This is a genomic window from Rhodoferax sp. (assembly GCF_028689295.1).
Classification (GTDB): Bacteria; Pseudomonadota; Gammaproteobacteria; order Burkholderiales; family Burkholderiaceae_C; genus Rhodoferax.
Map to the genome: position 1 here is coordinate 39,695 of NZ_JAQTWL010000002.1, position 17,659 is coordinate 57,353.

Here is a 17,659-nt window from a genome sequence, read left to right on the forward strand (position 1 = left end):
TCTCCGTTGCTGACCCGAGGATCGCCACCATGAACGCTTTCACTTCTGCACAAGCCTTGTCCACCCAGGAAATCCAGGCACTCGACAGTGCCCATTTCATTCACCCGTTCACCGACCATGGAGACCTGGCTACCCGTGGCGCGCGTGTCATCGTCAAGTCCGAAGGCATCTACATCTGGGATTCCGAAGGCGAAAAAATGCTCGATGCCATGAGCGGCCTGTGGTGCGTCAACGTGGGCTATGGCCGCAAGGAACTGGCGCAAGCCGCCTACGACCAGATGATGACGCTGCCGTTTTACAACAGCTTCTTTCAGACCACCAACGTGCCGGCGGTCAAACTGGCCACGCGCCTGGCCGCGTTGGCGCCCAAGGTCGGTGACCGCACGTTCGAGCATGTGTTTTATTCCAGCAGTGGCTCCGAGAGCAACGACTCCAACGTGCGCATGGTGCGACGCTACTGGGACCTGCTGGGGCAACCACAGCGCAAGGTCATCATCAGCCGTATGAACGCCTACCACGGCAGCACCATGGCCGGTGCCTCGCTGGGCGGCATGAGCGGCATGCACGCGCAGGGCGATCTGCCCATTCCCAACATCACCCACATCGAGCAGCCGTACTTTTTCGAGAATGGACTGCCCGGCGAAAGCGCCGATGCGTTTGGCTTGCGCGCTGCGGGCTGGCTGGAAGAAAAAATTCTGGCGCTGGGTGCCGACAAGGTGGCCGCCTTCATTGCCGAGCCGATTCAGGGCGCCGGCGGCGTCATCATTCCGCCTGCCAGCTACTGGCCCGAAATTCAGCGCATTGTGGACAAATACGGCATTTTGTTGATCAGTGACGAGGTAATTTGCGCCTTTGGCCGCCTTGGCCACTGGTTTGCCTATGAAAAATTCGGCTACAAGCCCGACCTGGTGACCTTTGCCAAGGCTGTCACCAGCGGCTACATCCCGCTCGGCGGCGTCATGGTGGGCAACCGCGTTGCGCAGGTGCTGATTGACAAAGGCGGTGAGTTCAACCACGGTTATACCTACAGCGGGCATCCGGTAGCCTGTGCCGTGGCGCTGGCCAACCTGGACATCATGGAAAGCGAACAACTGCCGCAACGCGTCAGGGACGACATTGGCCCTTACCTTGCCAAATGCTTTGAATCCATTGCCGAGCATCCGCTGGTGGGCCTCGCCGAAACCTGTGGCTTTACCGCCGGCCTGGTGCTGGTCAAAAACAAGCCAAACAAGACGCGTTTTGCCGAAGAAATGGGTGTGGGCATGATCTGCCGGCGCCATTGTTTCCAGAATGGTTTGATCATGCGCGCCGTGGGTGAGCGCATGATCATTGCCCCGCCATTGACCATGACCCATGCCGAAATTGACGACATGATGCGTCTGATTCGCCTGGCGCTGGATCTGACGCAACAGGAATTGACCCAAAAAGGGTTGATTTAGGCGCCAGGCGCAAAGATTTTGCTGGTCTGGTTTTTGCTAGGCTTAAACTATCGTTCCCTTCACCGTTTTCTCTTATTCGGAGTATTTTTATGATGAAAAAAATCCTTTGGTCGTTTGCGCTCTCCGCCATCGTTCTGGCAGGTTGTGGTAAAAAAGAGGAACCGCCAGCGGTCGCTCCGGCCCCGGTGGCAAGTGCCCCGGCACCCGCGCCCGTCAATGCCGAAGAAAAGGTGCTCAACATCTACAACTGGGCCGACTACGTTCCCGAGGGCATGATCGCCGCGTTCGAGAAGGAATCAGGCATCAAGGTGAATTACGACACCTTTGAGACCAACGAGGCCCTGCACGCCAAGCTGGTGGCTGGTAATTCGGGTTACGACATCGTGGTGCCTGGCTCGGTGTTTGCCAAGCCACAAATTGAAGGCGGCCTGCTGCAGCCCCTGGACAAGTCGAAGATACCGAACCTGAGCAATCTTGACGCCCCCATCATGGCCACGCTGGCGGCGAAGACCGACCCCGATAACAAGCATCTGGTGCCCTGGGCCTGGGGTTTCACCACGGTCGGCATCAACAAGACCAAAGTGGCCAAGGCCCTCGGCAAAATGCCGATGCCGGAAAACGCCTGGGACCTCGTGTTCAAGCCTGAATACACCAGCAAGCTCAAATCCTGCGGCATCGCCTACCTGGATTCGCCCACCGAGATCATTCCCGTGGCCCTGCACTACATCGGCAAGGACGCTTACTCCAATGATCCGGCTGACTACAAACTGGCAACCGACATGCTGGCCAAGGTGCGCAAGGATGTGCGCATCTTCAGCTCGACCATGATCGACGACGTCGCTGGCGGCAAGGCCTGTGTGGCGATTGGCTGGTCGGGGGACATGAACATTGCCGCTGCGCGTGCCAAGGAGAACAAGTCCAAGGACGAGATCGAGTCCATGTTGCCCAGCACCGGCGCATTGATCTTCTTTGACACCATGGCCATCACCAAGGATGCCAAGCACCCCAACAATGCGCATGCCTTCATCGACTTCTATTTGCGTGCCGAGAACGCCGCGCGCATGAGCAATGAAATGAACTACCCCACGGCCAACAAGGCGGGTGTGCCGCTGGTCAAGCCGGAAATTGCCGCCAACAAGACGATCTTTGTCGAGGCCGACTATTTCGCCAAGATGATTCCGCCGAGCAGCTTCAGCAACGAGGCACGTGAAGCCATGGCCAACGCTTACAACAGCTTCAAAAAGGGCAAGTAAAGCCCGGTGTGATGACGCCAGGGGCTGTTTGTACGCTCGGTATGAACAGCCCTTTTTGTATCTGAAGTGATGTGCTGAAGCAAAGGGTTGACCATGGCTGATGTGGGTTCCAAAAGAGACTATCTCGTCACCGAGAAGCTGGTCAAGCGCTTCGATGAAGCGCTGGCGGTGGATGAGGTCAACCTGTCCATCAACAAGGGTGAGATCTTTGCCCTGCTGGGAAGCTCGGGCTGTGGCAAATCGACGCTGCTGCGCATGCTGGCCGGGTTCGAGACACCGACCTCAGGGCGCATTTTGCTGGGCGGCCAGGACGTAGCCAAATTGGCGCCGTACGAGCGGCCCTTCAACATGATGTTCCAGTCCTACGCGCTGTTTCCGCATCTGGACATCTGGGAAAACATTGCCTTCGGCCTGAAACGCGAAGGTCTGCCAAATAGTGACATCAAGCAGCGTGTCGGCGAGATGCTGGATCTGGTGCAACTGGGCGCTTATGCCAAGCGCAAGCCACACCAGCTGTCGGGTGGCCAGCAGCAGCGCGTGGCGCTGGCGCGCAGCCTTGCCAAAAAACCCAAGGTGCTGCTGCTGGATGAGCCGCTCGGTGCGCTGGACAAAAAGCTGCGCGAGCAAACCCAGTTCGAACTCGTCAACATCATTGAAAAAGTGGGTGTGACCTGTGTCATGGTGACACACGACCAGGAAGAAGCCATGACCATGGCGGGCCGCATTGCGGTCATGAGCAAGGGCAGGGTGCTGCAGGTGGGCTCGCCCGAAGAGGTCTATGAGCACCCGGCCAACCGTTTTGTGGCCGACTTCATCGGCAACGTCAACCTGTTCGACGGCAAGCTCAGCATCGATCAGCCCGACCGCTGCGCGGTGCAGACCGCCATTGGCGAAATTCACGTCGGGCATGGCGTCAGCGGTGCGCTGAACATGCCGGTGTCAATTGCGGTGCGCCCGGAGAAAATTGAAATCAGCAAGGAGCGGCCTGCCGTTGACCATAACCTGTTCAGTGGCAAGGTCAAGGAGATTGCCTACTTTGGTGCACACAACACCTACATCGTCACCGCCTCGGACGGAACCAAGGTCAAGATCACTGAAGCCAATACGTCGCGACACGAGCTGAGCAACATCACCTGGGAAGATGATGTGTATTTCTGGTGGCATAACGGCGCTGGCATTGTGCTGCGCGACTAAGGAGCCGCCATGGCCATCAGAAGTATGACGATGCCCGGCAAACGCTTTGTCATCAGCGTGCCCTTTGTCTGGCTGATCCTGTTCTTTCTGTTCCCGTTTTTGATTTTGCTGTACATCAGCTTTGTCGATATGGGCAACGACATTTCGCCGTTCAAGCCGATCTGGGACTCCAGCACCGGCCTGCTCAAGCTCAAATACGAAAACTACTGGTCGATTTTTCGCACGGGCGAAGGCGGCGCCCCGTTTCAGACCATCTACATCGAAGCCTATGTGCGCTCGCTTTGGTACGCCCTTTGCACGGCGCTGCTGTGCCTCGTGATCGGCTACCCGTTCTCGTATTTCATTGCCCGTTCCAAACCCAGCGTGCGCCCGGCCTTGCTGATGATGGTGATGCTGCCGTTCTGGACCTCCTTTTTGCTGCGGGTTTATGCCTGGAAAGGCATCCTGGCCGATCAGGGCGTGCTGAACCAGATTTTCATGGGCCTGGGCCTGATCAGCGAGCCGCTGCAAATGCTTTACACCGACGTCTCGATGCTGGTGGGCATGACCTACGTCTATCTCCCTTTCATGGTACTGCCGTTGTACGCCAATCTGGTCAAGATGGACTTTCGCCTGCTGGAAGCCGCCTACGATCTTGGCGCCTCGCCCCTCGGTGCGTTCTGGCTGGTCACCGTGCCGCTGTCCAAGGCCGGCATCGTGGCAGGCTTCATGCTGGTGTTTATCCCGTCGGTGGGTGAATTTGTCATTCCATCGTTGCTTGGTGGACCTGAGAACATCATGATCGGCCGCGTGGTCTGGGATGAAATGTTCAGCAGCAACAACTGGCCGCGCGCCACGGCGCTGGCGGTGGTGATGATCGGGCTGATCGTGGTGCCTCTGGCCATTTATTACCACTATACCGGCGATGCGGCCGAACCCAAAGCCTGAGGCCAGCCACATGAAACAATTTTTGAACCGGTACTTTGGCAAGCTCTGGCTCGGGCTCACTTTCCTGTTTTTGTACCTGCCGCTGTTTTTCATGATCGTGTTTTCGTTCAACAGCACGCGCCAGGACGCGGTCTTCACCGGCTTCTCGCTGCGCTGGTACGAGGCGCTCACGCTTGACACCAAGATCGTCGATGGTTTCTGGCTCTCGATCCAGGTGGCCACCTTTGCGGGCGTGGCCTCGGCGGTGCTGGCCACCTTTGCCGCTTTTGTGCTGGTGCGCTACCGCCGCTTTCCGGGACGCACGCTGTTTTCGGGCATGGTCAACGCCCCGCTGGTGATGCCCGAGGTGGTAATTGGCCTGTCCTTGCTGCTGCTGATGGTGGGCGTGCAAAACGCCTTCGGCTGGCCGCAGCGCGGCATGTTGACCATTGTGCTGGGGCATACCCTGCTGGGCATGGCGTATGGCATGGTGGTGATCCAGTCGCGCCTGCTGGAGATGGACCGGGCCTTCGAGGAGGCCGCCATGGATCTGGGCGCCAAGCCGTTTCAGGTGTTCTTTCTGATCACCATGCCCAATATTTTGCAGGCCATTTTTGCCGCCTACCTGCTGGCCTTTACGCTCTCGTTCGATGATGTGGTGATTGCCGAATTTTTGTCCGGCCCCGGTGTCAATACCCTGCCGCAGGTCATCTTCGGTTATGCCCGGCGCGGTATCAACCCGACCATTTACGCTGCGGCCACGCTGCTGATCGTGTCGGTCACCGTGGTGGTGGTGGGCTACAGCGTCTGGGTGGCGCGCCAGACCCGCCGCCGTGAGCGTGAAATTGCCGCTGCCACGCGCGCCGAACTGGCGGCGTTGCAGGCGCAGTAGGCATTTTGGTGCCTTGTCCCAAGTCGGCAAGCACCTTTTCTTTGAGGTTTTGACATGACAACACACATTTATGACGGCCGTGCCTTGATCAATGGCGCACGCGTGCCTGCGCAGGACGGGCAAACCTTCGACTGCATTTCACCGGTCGATGGCCGCCTGCTCACTACCGTGGCGCGTTGCGGCCACGCCGATGTGGATGCCGCGGTGGCGGCAGGGCGAGCGGCATTTGAAGATCGGCGCTGGTGCGGCCTGGCACCTGCGGTGCGCAAGCGCATCATGATCAAGTTTGCCGACCAACTGCTGGCCCATGCCGATGAACTGGCGCGCATGGAAACGCTCGATATGGGCAAACCCATCCAGTACGCCCGTGGCGTTGATGTCAATAGTGCGGCCAATTGCATCCGCTGGTACGGCGAGGCGGTGGACAAAATCTATGACGAAATTGCCCCCACGGCCAGCACCGCGTTGGCGCTGATTCAGCGCGAGCCGATGGGCGTGGTGGGCGTGATCGTGCCCTGGAACTACCCCATGATCATGGCCGCCTGGAAGATTGCCCCGGCGCTGGCCGCCGGCAATTCCGTGGTGCTCAAGCCCAGTGAAAAGTCTCCCTTGACGGCACTGCGCCTGGCCGAACTGGCGCTGGAAGCTGGTATTCCGCCAGGCGTGTTCAACGTGGTGCCGGGCTATGGCGTTGAGGCCGGCTCGCCGCTGGCGCTGCACATGGACGTCGATTGCATTGCCTTTACCGGCTCGACCCGCGTGGGCAAACAGATTCATGTGATGGCCGGCCAAAGCAACCTCAAGCGCGCCTGGACCGAACTCGGCGGAAAGTCGCCCAACATCGTCTTTGCCGATTGCCCTGACCTGGACCGTGCGGTGCAGGCCGCGGTCGGCAGCATTTTTTTCAACCAGGGCGAAAGCTGCAACGCACCCTCCAGGCTGTTTGTCGAAGCCAGCATCCGCGAGCAGTTTCTGGAAAAGGCCCTGGCGCTGGTGCCCGGCTACGCCCCGGCCAATCCGCTGGAACCGGGCACCGTGATGGGCGCCATCGTCGATCAGACGCAATTGAAATCGGTGTTGCATTACATCGAGCTTGGCAAAAAGGAGGGCGCGGCCCTGCTCGCGGGAGGCGAACAGGCCCTGGTGGATAGCGGTGGCTGTTACGTGCAACCCACCATCTTTGCCGGTGTCACGCCTGACATGACCATCGCCCGCGAGGAGATTTTTGGCCCGGTGCTCTCGGTGCTGTCGTTCACTGACACCGCTGAGGTGGTGCGCCAGGCCAACCAGAGCGTCTATGGTCTGCAGGCGGCGGTGTGGACGCGTGACATCAACAAGGCGCACGGCGTGGCGCGCGCGCTGCGTGCCGGCACGGTTCATGTGAACCAGTACGATGAGGACGACATCACCGTGCCGTTTGGCGGCTACAAGCAAAGCGGGGTAGGGCGCGACAAGTCGCTGCACGCCTTTGACAAGTACACAGAGACCAAGACCACCTGGATCCGTATCGACAGTCCGGTCTGAAACCATTGAATTTTTGAGCCAGTCACACCATGCCCCAAACCGACCCCATTCAATCCGCGATTGACGACCTGTCGTCGCAAGGTATCCACAGCATCCTGACCCAGTTTTGCGATCTGCACGGCGTTGCCAAAGGCAAGCTGGTGCCGCTTGACGATTTGAAGGAATGGGTGGAAACCGGTGCCGGTTTTGCCGGTCCAAGCATCTGGGGTACCGGCCTGGGGCGCTTTGGTGCGCGCAGCGAATACTATGGCCGGGTACAAATCGAGTCGTTGCGGGCCTTGCCGTGGCTGCCCGGCGTGGCCCATGCCGTGTGCGATGGTTATGCGGGTGGCGATGCCTTGGCCAGTTGCTCGCGCCAGTTGCTCAAGCGGCAACTCGTCCGTCTCAAGGCGCGCGGCTGGACCTTGTGGATTGGCATCGAGCCCGAGTTCTTCTTGTTGCGGCAGGATGAGCAAGGCAACTGGCAGGGCGCCGACACTCAGGACAACCTGAGCAAACCTTCTTATGATCTCAAGGCCATCCACCGCAACCATGCGTTTCTAGATGACATGCGCCAGACCTTGACGCAACTGGGCTTCAGGCTGCAACAAATGGACCATGAGGATGCCTGCGGCCAGTATGAAATCAACTACCGTTTTGACGATGCGCTGGCCGCTGCCGATCGCTTCATGCTGTTCAAAATGGCGGCGCATGCGGTGGCGCAAAAGCATGCTTGTGTTTTCAGCTGCATGCCCAAACCCTTTGCCACCATGCCCGGCAGCGGCCTGCACTTTCACATGAGCCTGACCGATGCGCAGGGTCGAGCCGTGTTCCAGGATGACAGCGACGCCCTGCAACTCAGCCCCACGGCCTACAGTTTTGTTGCCGGCCTGCTGCAGCACGCCGATGCCTTGAGTGCCCTGTGCGCGCCCACCGTCAACAGTTACAAAAGACTGGCGTGCAGCGACAGTGCCTCTGGCACCACTTGGTCGCCAGTGTGGAAAGCCTATGGCGACAACAACCGCACCTGCCTGGTGCGCAGTGTCGCCGGGCGCATTGAATGGCGCCTGCCCGACCCGTCCTGCAACGTCTATGCCGCCATCGCCGCCACCCTGGCTGCCGGGCTCGACGGGATTGAAAACGGCATGACTGCGCCAGCGCCCTGTGACGAAGACCTTTATGAGCGGTTCGCCCGTAACCAGGCTATGCCCGCGCGCCTGCCGCGCGACCTCGGGGCAGCGCTTGACGCCCTGGCATCGGATGCAGTGCTGATGGACGCGGTGGGCGAGGACTTTTGCCAGCAATTTTTGGCGCTAAAACGGCACGAATGGAGCAGCTTCAGCCAGTCGGTGAGTGACTGGGAACTCCGACACTACGCGGCCCTCTATTAGTTCCATAATATAAAAATTTGATTTTGCATCGTGCAATGAAATGCGCAGGTTTACGCTGATTGATGCGGCGATTTTCAAAATAAAGTTTCGTATCCTAAAATAATAAAGCCAAGTGTTTGAATTTATTCAATTAAATAAAAGTCTTCTATAAGACATAAGATAATTTTTTGGTCTTCTATAAGACATAGAATAAACCCAAGACATCAACCGCTTCACGCGGCAGATGGCCCCTCGTTTTCATCAACTTAGGAGTGTTTCCATGCCACAAGCTCTCACCGAACAATTAAGCCGCGAACAGCAGATTGCCGCCCTGGAAAAAGACTGGGCCACCAACCCGCGCTGGAAGGGCATCAAGCGCGGTTATAGCGCTGCGGACGTGGTGCGTCTGCGCGGTTCTTTCCCCATCGAGTACACGCTGGCGCGTCGCACCTCTGAAAAACTGTGGGAAATGCTGCAAACCGAAGACTATGTGAATTGCCTGGGCGCCCTGACCGGCGGTCAAGCCATGCAGCAAGTCAAGGCCGGTGTCAAGGCGATCTACCTGTCGGGTTGGCAAGTGGCAGCTGACAACAATTCGTCAGCTTCCATGTACCCGGATCAGTCGTTGTACGCGGTGAATTCCGTTCCCAAAATGGTCGAAACCATCAACAACACGTTCCGTCGCGCCGACGAGATTCAGCACTCCAAGGGCATCGACGCAGGCGACAAGGGCTACATCGACATGTTTGCCCCCATCGTGGCCGACGCTGAAGCCGGTTTTGGCGGCGTGCTCAACGCCTTCGAACTGATGAAGAACATGATCAAGGCTGGCGCGGCTGGCGTGCACTGGGAAGACCAGTTGGCATCGGTCAAGAAATGTGGCCACATGGGGGGCAAAGTGTTGGTGCCTACCGCTGAAGGCGTGCAAAAACTGGTCGCGGCGCGCATGGCTGCAGATATCTGCGGCGTGCCCACCCTGGTGATTGCCCGCACCGATGCCGAAGCGGCCGACCTGTTGACCAGCGACTACGATGAAAATGACAAGCCGTTCCTGACCGGTGAACGCACGGCCGAAGGCTTCTACAGAACCCGCAATGGCTTGGATCAGGCGGTCAGTCGTGCCATTGCTTACGCCGACTATGCTGACCTGGTGTGGTGTGAAACCGGCAAGCCCGACCTCGAATTTGCCCGCGAGTTTGCCGAAGCCGTGCGCGCCAAGCACCCCGGGAAAATGCTGGCCTACAACTGCTCGCCATCGTTCAACTGGAAGAAAAACCTCGACGACGCCACCATTGCCAAGTTCCAGAAAGAGCTCGGCGCCATGGGTTACAAGTACCAGTTCATCACCTTGGCCGGCATCCACTCCATGTGGTACGGCATGTTTGATCTGGCGCAAGACTACGTCAAGCGCGGCATGACGGCTTACATCGAGAAAGTCCAGGAGCCCGAATTCGCAGCCCGCGACCGCGGCTACACTTTTGTTTCGCACCAGCAAGAAGTGGGAACGGGTTACTTTGACGACGTGACCACCGCGATTCAGGGCGGCAAGTCCAATGTGACGGCGCTGACCGGTTCCACCGAAGAAGAGCAGTTCCACTAAAAAACCCGACCCGAGGAGGTCAAGGGCTGGCGCTCCCTTATTTGGGGCGGCCAGCCTTTTTTGATTTCGACGACTGCGGTTAAAATGAACAGGACAAACGCGGCGCTTGCCGCGTTTTTTTACTTACCTATACGCTCATTCCCATGGTTCACATCACGCTCCCCGATGGTTCGCAACGCGACTACGATTCCTCTGTCACGGTGGCGGACGTTGCGGCATCCATTGGCGCCGGCCTGGCCAAAGCCGCACTGGCGGGCAAGGTCGATGGCAAGGTGGTCGATACCAGCTTTGTGATCGACAAGGACAGCAGCTTGGCCATCATCACCGCCAAGGACGCCGAGGGGCTGGAGGTCATTCGCCACTCCACCGCGCACTTGCTGGCCTATGCCGTCAAGGAGCTTTTCCCAACAGCGCAAGTCACGATTGGACCGGTCATTGAAAACGGTTTTTTCTACGACTTCGCCTTTGAGCGCCCGTTCACGCTGGAAGACCTGGCGGTCATCGAAAAGCGCATGGCGGCATTGGCTGCCAAGGACGAGCCGGTGCTGCGCCGGGTGCTGCCGCGCGACGAGGCGGTGGCCTATTTCAAAGGCCTGGGTGAGCACTACAAGGCAGAAATCATTGCCAGCATACCCGCCAACGAAGATGTCAGCCTGTACCGTGAAGGCGCTTTCGAAGACCTGTGCCGCGGCCCGCACGTGCCCAGCACCGGCAAGCTCAGGCACTTCAAGCTGATGAAGGTGGCCGGTGCCTACTGGCGCGGCGACCACAAGAATGAAATGCTGCAGCGCATTTACGGCACCGCCTGGGCCACCAAGGACGAGTTGCAGCAGCATTTGACGATGCTCGAAGAAGCCGAAAAACGCGACCACCGCAAGCTCGGGCGCGAACTCGACCTGTTTCATGTGGACGACCACGCCCCCGGCATGGTGTTCTGGCACCCCAAGGGCTGGGCGATCTGGCAGGCGGTGGAGCAGTACATGCGCCAGGTCTATCGGGACAACGGCTACCAGGAGGTCAAGGGGCCACAACTGCTCGACAAGGGCCTGTGGGAAAAAACCGGCCACTGGGACAAGTACCGCGACAACATGTTCACCACCGAGTCCGAAAAGCGTGACTACGCGTTGAAGCCCATGAACTGCCCGGGTCACATCCTGATTTTCAAGCAGGGCTTGAAAAGCTACCGCGACCTGCCGCTGCGTTACGGTGAGTTCGGCCAATGCCATCGCAATGAAGCCACTGGCGGCCTGCACGGCATCATGCGGGTGCGCGGCTTTACCCAGGACGACGGCCACATTTTTTGCACCGAAGACCAAATCCTGTCGGAATGCGTGGCCTACACCACGTTGCTGCAAAAGGTGTACCTGGACTTTGGCTTCAAGAACATCATCTACAAAATCGCCACCCGCCCCGAGCAGCGTATTGGCTCGGATGAAATCTGGGACAAGGCCGAGCATGCGCTCATCGAGAGCCTGCGCGCCTCCGGGTGCGAGTTTGAACTCTCGCCCGGCGAGGGCGCTTTTTATGGTCCCAAGGTCGAGTACACCCTGAAAGACGCCATCGGCCGACACTGGCAGTGCGGCACCATCCAGGTCGATTTCTCCATGCCCGAGCGGCTAGATGCCGATTACGTGGGCGAAGACAGCGCGCGTCATCGCCCGGTCATGCTGCACCGTGCCATCGTCGGCAGCCTGGAGCGTTTTATCGGGATTTTGATCGAAGAAACCGCCGGTGCCCTGCCAACCTGGCTCGCGCCGGTGCAGGTCAAGGTGCTCAATATCACCGACGCGCAGGCCGAATATGCCCGTGATGTCGTCAAAACGCTGCAAAATCAAGGCTTTAGGGTAGAGGCGGATCTTCGCAATGAAAAAATCACGTATAAAATACGGGAGCATTCAATGCAGAAGGTGCCTTATCTGATCGTGATTGGCGACAAAGAGATGGCCTCCGGTGCTGTTGCAGTGCGAGCCCGAGGCGGACAAGACCTTGGCGTGATGTCGGTGGCCGAGTTTGTTCAAAAAATGACGGCTGACGTTGCGCATAAATCAATCATTTGATTTCTAGAAATTGTTCATGGGGTTTTGCTGCCCAGTTTTGGCCACGATGCATGTGGCAGTTTTTGTGAAGGATTAAGTCATCGCTACCGAATTTCGTGATCGCCGTCACCGCGAAGAACGCAAACACCGATTGAATCGGGAAATCATGGTGCCAGAGGTTCGCCTTTCTGGTGTGGAAAACGAACCCCTGGGTGTTGTCAACATCAATGACGCACTGCGTATGGCGGGCGAGTTGGACGTTGATTTGGTAGAGATTGCCGCAACCGCCAATCCGCCAGTTTGTCGTTTGATGGATTACGGTAAGTTCAAATACCAGGAACAGAAAAAAGCTGCCGAAGCCAAAGCCAAGCAGACCGTGATCGAAATCAAGGAGATCAAGTTCCGACCCGGTACCGATGAAGGCGACTACAACATCAAGATGCGCAACGTCCGGCGCTTTTTGGCCGAGGGTGACAAGTGCAAGATTACCTTGCGCTTCCGTGGTCGCGAGATCACGCACCAGGATTTGGGTATGGCCTTGCTCAATCGCATTCGTGATGAGCTGGGCGATTTGATTTTGGTCGAGCAGTTTCCCAAGCTCGAAGGACGCCAGATGATCATGATGATCGCGCCCGGTCGCAAGAAGGTTGCGACGGCCAAACCGGTTGTGACCGAGGTCACTGCCAGCGCGTAAAGAATTGGGGCAAGCACCCGCAAGGTGTTTGCCACTTTAAAAGTGGCTCGGGGCCATCAAGGCTGCAAAGTGTTTGCAGACGCCTCACGAGCACAATGTAAAAAGGAGCATGAAAATGCCCAAAATGAAGACCAAGAGCGGCGCTAAAAAGCGTTTCCGCGTTCGTCCAGGTGGTACCGTTAAACGCGGTCAAGCCTTCAAGCGTCACATCCTGACCAAGAAGTCCACCAAGGTCAAGCGCCATCATCGTGGTACGTTGACTGTTCGTGAGACCGAAATGGGTCGCATGGCACAGATGCTGCCATGCCGTGGCCTTTAATTAACGACGAACAAGGAGTACTCACATGCCTCGCGTCAAACGTGGTGTAACGGCTCGCGCCCGCCACAAAAAAGTTCTGGCCCTTGCAAAAGGTTTCCGTGGTCGTCGTGGTAATGTCTTCCGCATCGCTAAAGAAGCGGTGATGAAGGCTGGGCAATATGCCTACCGTGACCGCCGTACCAAAAAACGTGTCTTCCGTCAGTTGTGGATTGCCCGTATCAATGCCGCTGCCCGTCAGTGTGGCATGACCTACAGCCAATTTGCCAACGGTCTGAAGAAAGCCGGTATCGAGATCGACCGCAAGGTTCTGTCTGATATTGCGATCCATGACATGGCCGCATTTGCTGGTATCGTGGAACAAGTCAAGGCCAAACTGGCAGCTTGAGTTGCAGTAATTGCTATTTAAGTTATAGCATATTGCAAGAACAGATGAGGGCTAGAGCTTGAAAAGGCACTAGCCCTTTTTCCTTGGATTTGCGCTTTCTAGAGTATTTATGAACGACTTGACCGCTGTTGTTGAACAAGCCCGTGCCGCTTTTGAGCTGGCCCATACCCCTGCTGACCTTGAAAACAGCAAGGCGATTTTTCTGGGTAAATCAGGCCGCATCACCGAGCTGATGAAAGGCTTGGCCAGCTTGTCGATCGAAGAGAAAAAGTTGCAGGGTGCCGCCATCAACCACGCCAAACAAGCCATCGAAGCCGCGCTCAACGCGCGTCGCCAGGCGCTGGCGGAGCGCGAACTGCAGGCGCAGCTGCAAGCCGAAGCGCTGGACGTGACCCTGCCGGGCCGCCAGCGCGGCGCAGGTGGTCTGCACCCGGTGTCGCTCACACTGGAACGCATCGAAGCCATTTTTGGCTCCATGGGTTTTGAGGTGGCACAAGGCCCCGAGATCGAGTCCGACTGGTTCAACTTCACCGCGCTCAACACCCCCGAAGATCACCCGGCGCGATCCATGCACGACACCTTCTATGTTGAAGGCGGCAGCGACCAGGCGCCCAATTTATTGCGCACCCATACCAGCCCGATGCAGATCCGGCACGCGGTGCAGCACGTCAAGAAACACCGCCTGGCCCATGGCAGCCCCAATGACGGCAAGCTCTACAGCGGCGACATGCCCGAGATCCGTGTCATTGCGCCCGGGCGCACTTACCGGGTTGACAGCGACGCCACCCATTCGCCCATGTTCCACCAGTGCGAAGGTCTGTGGGTGGGCGAGGCCATCAGCTTCAAGGACCTCAAGTACGTCTTCACCGATTTCTGCCGCACCTTTTTTGAAAACCCTGAACTGGTGCTGCGCTTCCGGCCCAGCTTTTTCCCGTTCACTGAGCCCAGCGCCGAAATCGACATCCAGTTCCCCAGCGGTCCGCTGGCCGGCCGCTGGCTCGAGGTCGCGGGCTCGGGCCAGGTGCATCCCAACGTGATCCGCAACATGGGACTCGACCCCGAGCGCTACATCGGCTTTGCTTTCGGCATGGGGCCGGACCGGCTCACCATGCTGCGCTATGGCGTCAACGACCTGCGGCTGTTTTTCGATGGCGATATCCGTTTTCTGTCGCAGTTCCGCTAAGCAGCCTCCAAGTCCTATTGGTATATTTGATTGATTGACTATGCAATTTCCCGAATCCTGGTTGCGTGAATTTTGTAATCCCCCGTTAAGCACGGACGAGCTGGCCGAAGCCCTGACCATGGCTGGTCTGGAGGTCGAAGAGCTCAGGCCCGTGGCGCCGCCGTTCACCCGCATCGTGGTCGGTGAAATCAAGGATGCGGTGCAGCACCCCAATGCCGACCGCCTGCGCGTTTGCCAGGTGGATGTGGGCCAGGCCGAGCGGCTCACCATCGTCTGCGGCGCGCCAAATGCCCGTGCTGGCATCAAGGTGCCCTGTGCGCTGGTGGGCGCTGAATTGCCGCCCGGTGACGACGGCCAGCCGTTCCTGATCAAGGTCGGCAAATTGCGCGGCGTGGAGAGTTTTGGCATGCTGTGCTCGGCCCGCGAACTCAAGCTTTCCCAAGACCACGGGGGCCTGCTGGAACTGGCCGCCGAGGCAGAAGTGGGGCAAGACATCCGAACGCATTTACTGCTCGACGACACCCTGTTCACGCTCAAGCTCACGCCCAATCTGGCGCATTGCCTGAGCGTCTATGGCGTGGCGCGTGAAGTGTCCGCGCTCACGGGTACGCCCCTGAAAACGCCGGGTTTTCCCAAGGCCAGCTGTGCTATCCATGACGTGCTGCCGGTCAAGGTCAGCGCACCCGATTTGTGCGGGCGGTTTTCCGGTCGCATCATTCGCGGCGTCAACCCCAAAGCCGCCACGCCCGCCTGGATGGTGGACCGCCTGGCGCGCTGCGGCCAGCGCAGCGTGACTGCTCTGGTGGACATCTCCAACTATGTGATGTTCGAACTGGGTCGGCCCTCGCACATTTTTGACCTCGACAAAATCCATGGCGGTCTGGACGTGCGCTGGGGCCAGCCGGGCGAACAGCTCAAGCTGCTCAACGGCAACACCGTCACGGTCGATGCGCAAGTGGGCGTGATTGCCGATGCGGTCCAGGTCGAATCCCTGGCCGGCATCATGGGCGGTGATGCCACCGCCGTGTCGGATGACACCCGCAACATCTTTGTCGAAGCCGCTTTCTGGTGGCCCAAGGCCATTGCCGGACGTTCCCGCCGCTTCAATTTTTCCACCGACGCAGGTCACCGCTTCGAGCGCGGTGTCGATCCTGAATTGACGGTGGAACACATCGAGCGCATCACCCGGTTGGTCATTGACATTTGCGGTACGCCCGACACCGTATGTGGCCCAATGGATGACCAACAGGTTGCCATGCCACAACCCGTCAAAGTGTCCTTGCGTGTGGCCCGTGCAACCAAGGTGCTGGGCATGCCGCTGACGCAGGTGCAATGCGTGAAAGCGCTCACCGGCCTGGGCCTGCCGCTGACCGAGAGCGACGGCATGATCGAAGTCACCGCGCCTTCCTACCGCTTCGACCTGCAAATCGAGGAAGACCTGATCGAGGAGGTCGCCCGCATGATCGGCTTCCATAACTTGCCGCAAACGCCGCCGCAGGCACCGATCACAGCCAAGATTCGACCCGAGAATCAACGCAGTCCATTTGCCGTGCGCCGCGCGTTGGCCGGCCTGGGCTACCAGGAGACCATCAATTTCAGTTTTGTCGAAGAGCGCTGGGAGCATGAACTGGCGGGCAACCCCAACCCGATCAAATTACTCAACCCGATTGCCAGCCAGATGAGCGTGATGCGCTCCAGCCTGCTGGCCTCGCTGCTACAGGTGCTCAAGTTCAACCAGGACCGAAAAGCACAGCGCGTGCGTGTTTTTGAGCTGGGTCGCGTGTTTCTGCGCGACGCCTCGGTGACGAGCACCGACACCACCGTTGAAGGCTTTGACCAGCCCATGCGCGTGGCTGGAATGGCCATGGGCGCGGTGGATGAGCCCGAGTGGGGTTGTAAAGAACGCGCTGTTGATTTCTTTGACGTCAAGGGTGACCTGGAAGCCCTGTTTGCGCCGACCCAGCTGACCTTCGAGCCGGCTCAGCACCCGGCCATGCACCCCGGGCGCTGCGCTCGCGTGCTGTGCGACGGCCAGGCGGTGGGCTTTGTCGGCGAATTGCACCCCAAGTGGCGCCAGTCGTATGACCTGGTGCAAGCGCCGGTCATGTTCGAAGTTGACCTTGACGAGGTGTTGGCGCGCCAGGTGCCGCATTTCGCATCGGTGCCCCGCTTCCAGGCCGTGGAGCGCGACATTGCGGTGCTGGTCGCCGAATCGGTCACGCACGACGCCCTGATGCAAGCCATCTGGTCCGCTCAATGTGGTGGTGTGCTGCAAGATGCGGTGCTGTTTGACATTTACCGGCCCAAACCAGCAGCCTCTGCGGCTGAGCAAAGCGTGCAGCCCGAGAAAAGCATGGCGATCCGTTTGACGCTGAATGCGCAAGATGCTACGCTGTCCGAGCAGCAAATCGAAGTTGCGGTGTCCGCAGTGCTTGCCACCCTCAGTGAAAAATTAGGTGCGCGACAGCGCGCTTGAATCAGTTGCCAACCCCCTAGCCACAGAGCGAGTCATCGATGGACATTACGGTTGAATCCCTGGAAACACCGGCCCTCACCAAGGCGCAACTCTCAGAGCTGCTGTTTGAGCAGATCGGCCTGAACAAGCGCGAGTCCAAAGACATGGTGGACGCTTTTTTTGACCTGATTTCACGCAGTCTGGTCGAGGGCGATGATGTCAAGATCACCGGCTTTGGCAACTTCCAGATACGCACCAAGTCACCGCGCCCCGGGCGCAATCCGCGCACCGGTGAGGCCATTCCCATTGCCGCGCGTCGAGTGGTCACTTTTCACGCCAGCCAGAAACTCAAGGAGCAAATTCAGGCTGGTGCCTCGGTAAACTCCCCTGCGGTTTGACCGCCGGCAAGTCTTATGCGGGTAAGCTGTCT

Annotated in this window: 15 protein-coding genes; all 15 read left to right on the forward strand. The window is 58.6% G+C overall.

Translation table 11 applies throughout. From position 1 onward, the window contains the following. Window positions 1-29: 29 nt before the first annotated feature. The 15 genes from PHF15_RS02510 to PHF15_RS02580 all read left to right on the forward strand — a co-directional run bounded on the left by PHF15_RS02510 (window position 30) and on the right by PHF15_RS02580 (window position 17,627). Window positions 30-1,439, forward strand: coding sequence for an aspartate aminotransferase family protein (locus PHF15_RS02510; protein WP_300118708.1), 1,410 nt, complete (start codon window positions 30-32; stop codon window positions 1,437-1,439). 92 nt (window positions 1,440-1,531) lie between these two features. Then, the gene (locus tag PHF15_RS02515; protein WP_300119080.1) at window positions 1,532-2,692 is read left to right on the forward strand and encodes an extracellular solute-binding protein; all 1,161 of its coding nucleotides are present in this window, start codon (window positions 1,532-1,534) and stop codon (window positions 2,690-2,692) included. 93 nt (window positions 2,693-2,785) lie between these two features. After that, a complete protein-coding gene (gene potA, locus PHF15_RS02520; RefSeq protein ID WP_300118710.1) occupies window positions 2,786-3,886 on the forward strand; it encodes a polyamine ABC transporter ATP-binding protein in 1,101 nt (366 codons plus the stop codon). Window positions 3,887-3,895: 9 nt separating this feature from the next. Then, a complete protein-coding gene (locus tag PHF15_RS02525) occupies window positions 3,896-4,813 on the forward strand; it encodes an ABC transporter permease (RefSeq protein WP_300118713.1) in 918 nt (305 codons plus the stop codon). A gap of 10 nt (window positions 4,814-4,823) precedes the next feature. Further along, window positions 4,824-5,684 carry an ABC transporter permease subunit gene (locus tag PHF15_RS02530; protein WP_300118715.1) on the forward strand — a complete coding sequence of 287 codons (861 nt, stop codon included), beginning with the start codon at window positions 4,824-4,826 and terminating at the stop codon, window positions 5,682-5,684. Between the two features lie 54 nt (window positions 5,685-5,738). Continuing rightward, a complete protein-coding gene (locus PHF15_RS02535) occupies window positions 5,739-7,208 on the forward strand; it encodes an aldehyde dehydrogenase (RefSeq protein ID WP_300118717.1) in 1,470 nt (489 codons plus the stop codon). Between the two features lie 29 nt (window positions 7,209-7,237). Further along, window positions 7,238-8,578: a type III glutamate--ammonia ligase gene (gene glnT / locus PHF15_RS02540; protein ID WP_300118719.1), complete on the forward strand. Its 1,341-nt coding sequence runs from the start codon at window positions 7,238-7,240 to the stop codon at window positions 8,576-8,578. 259 nt (window positions 8,579-8,837) lie between these two features. Then, complete coding sequence (aceA, locus tag PHF15_RS02545; protein ID WP_300118721.1) at window positions 8,838-10,157, forward strand: isocitrate lyase; 1,320 nt, start codon at window positions 8,838-8,840, stop codon at window positions 10,155-10,157. Window positions 10,158-10,300: 143 nt separating this feature from the next. Beyond that, entirely contained in the window at window positions 10,301-12,214 is a 1,914-nt protein-coding gene (gene thrS / locus PHF15_RS02550; protein ID WP_300118723.1) for a threonine--tRNA ligase, read from the forward strand. Between the two features lie 79 nt (window positions 12,215-12,293). Next, window positions 12,294-12,887 carry a translation initiation factor IF-3 gene (gene infC / locus PHF15_RS02555; protein ID WP_300119081.1) on the forward strand — a complete coding sequence of 198 codons (594 nt, stop codon included), beginning with the start codon at window positions 12,294-12,296 and terminating at the stop codon, window positions 12,885-12,887. Between the two features lie 115 nt (window positions 12,888-13,002). Beyond that, the gene (gene rpmI, locus PHF15_RS02560; protein ID WP_300118725.1) at window positions 13,003-13,206 is read left to right on the forward strand and encodes a 50S ribosomal protein L35; all 204 of its coding nucleotides are present in this window, start codon (window positions 13,003-13,005) and stop codon (window positions 13,204-13,206) included. 25 nt (window positions 13,207-13,231) lie between these two features. Beyond that, window positions 13,232-13,591 carry a 50S ribosomal protein L20 gene (gene rplT, locus PHF15_RS02565; RefSeq protein ID WP_300118727.1) on the forward strand — a complete coding sequence of 120 codons (360 nt, stop codon included), beginning with the start codon at window positions 13,232-13,234 and terminating at the stop codon, window positions 13,589-13,591. Window positions 13,592-13,700: 109 nt separating this feature from the next. Further along, complete coding sequence (pheS, locus tag PHF15_RS02570) at window positions 13,701-14,774, forward strand: phenylalanine--tRNA ligase subunit alpha (RefSeq protein ID WP_300118729.1); 1,074 nt, start codon at window positions 13,701-13,703, stop codon at window positions 14,772-14,774. Window positions 14,775-14,814: 40 nt separating this feature from the next. Beyond that, window positions 14,815-17,250: a phenylalanine--tRNA ligase subunit beta gene (pheT, locus tag PHF15_RS02575; protein WP_300118731.1), complete on the forward strand. Its 2,436-nt coding sequence runs from the start codon at window positions 14,815-14,817 to the stop codon at window positions 17,248-17,250. A gap of 38 nt (window positions 17,251-17,288) precedes the next feature. Beyond that, window positions 17,289-17,627 (forward strand): integration host factor subunit alpha, encoded by a 339-nt coding sequence (locus PHF15_RS02580; protein WP_300118733.1) that lies wholly within the window; start codon window positions 17,289-17,291, stop codon window positions 17,625-17,627. Window positions 17,628-17,659 lie beyond the last annotated feature (32 nt).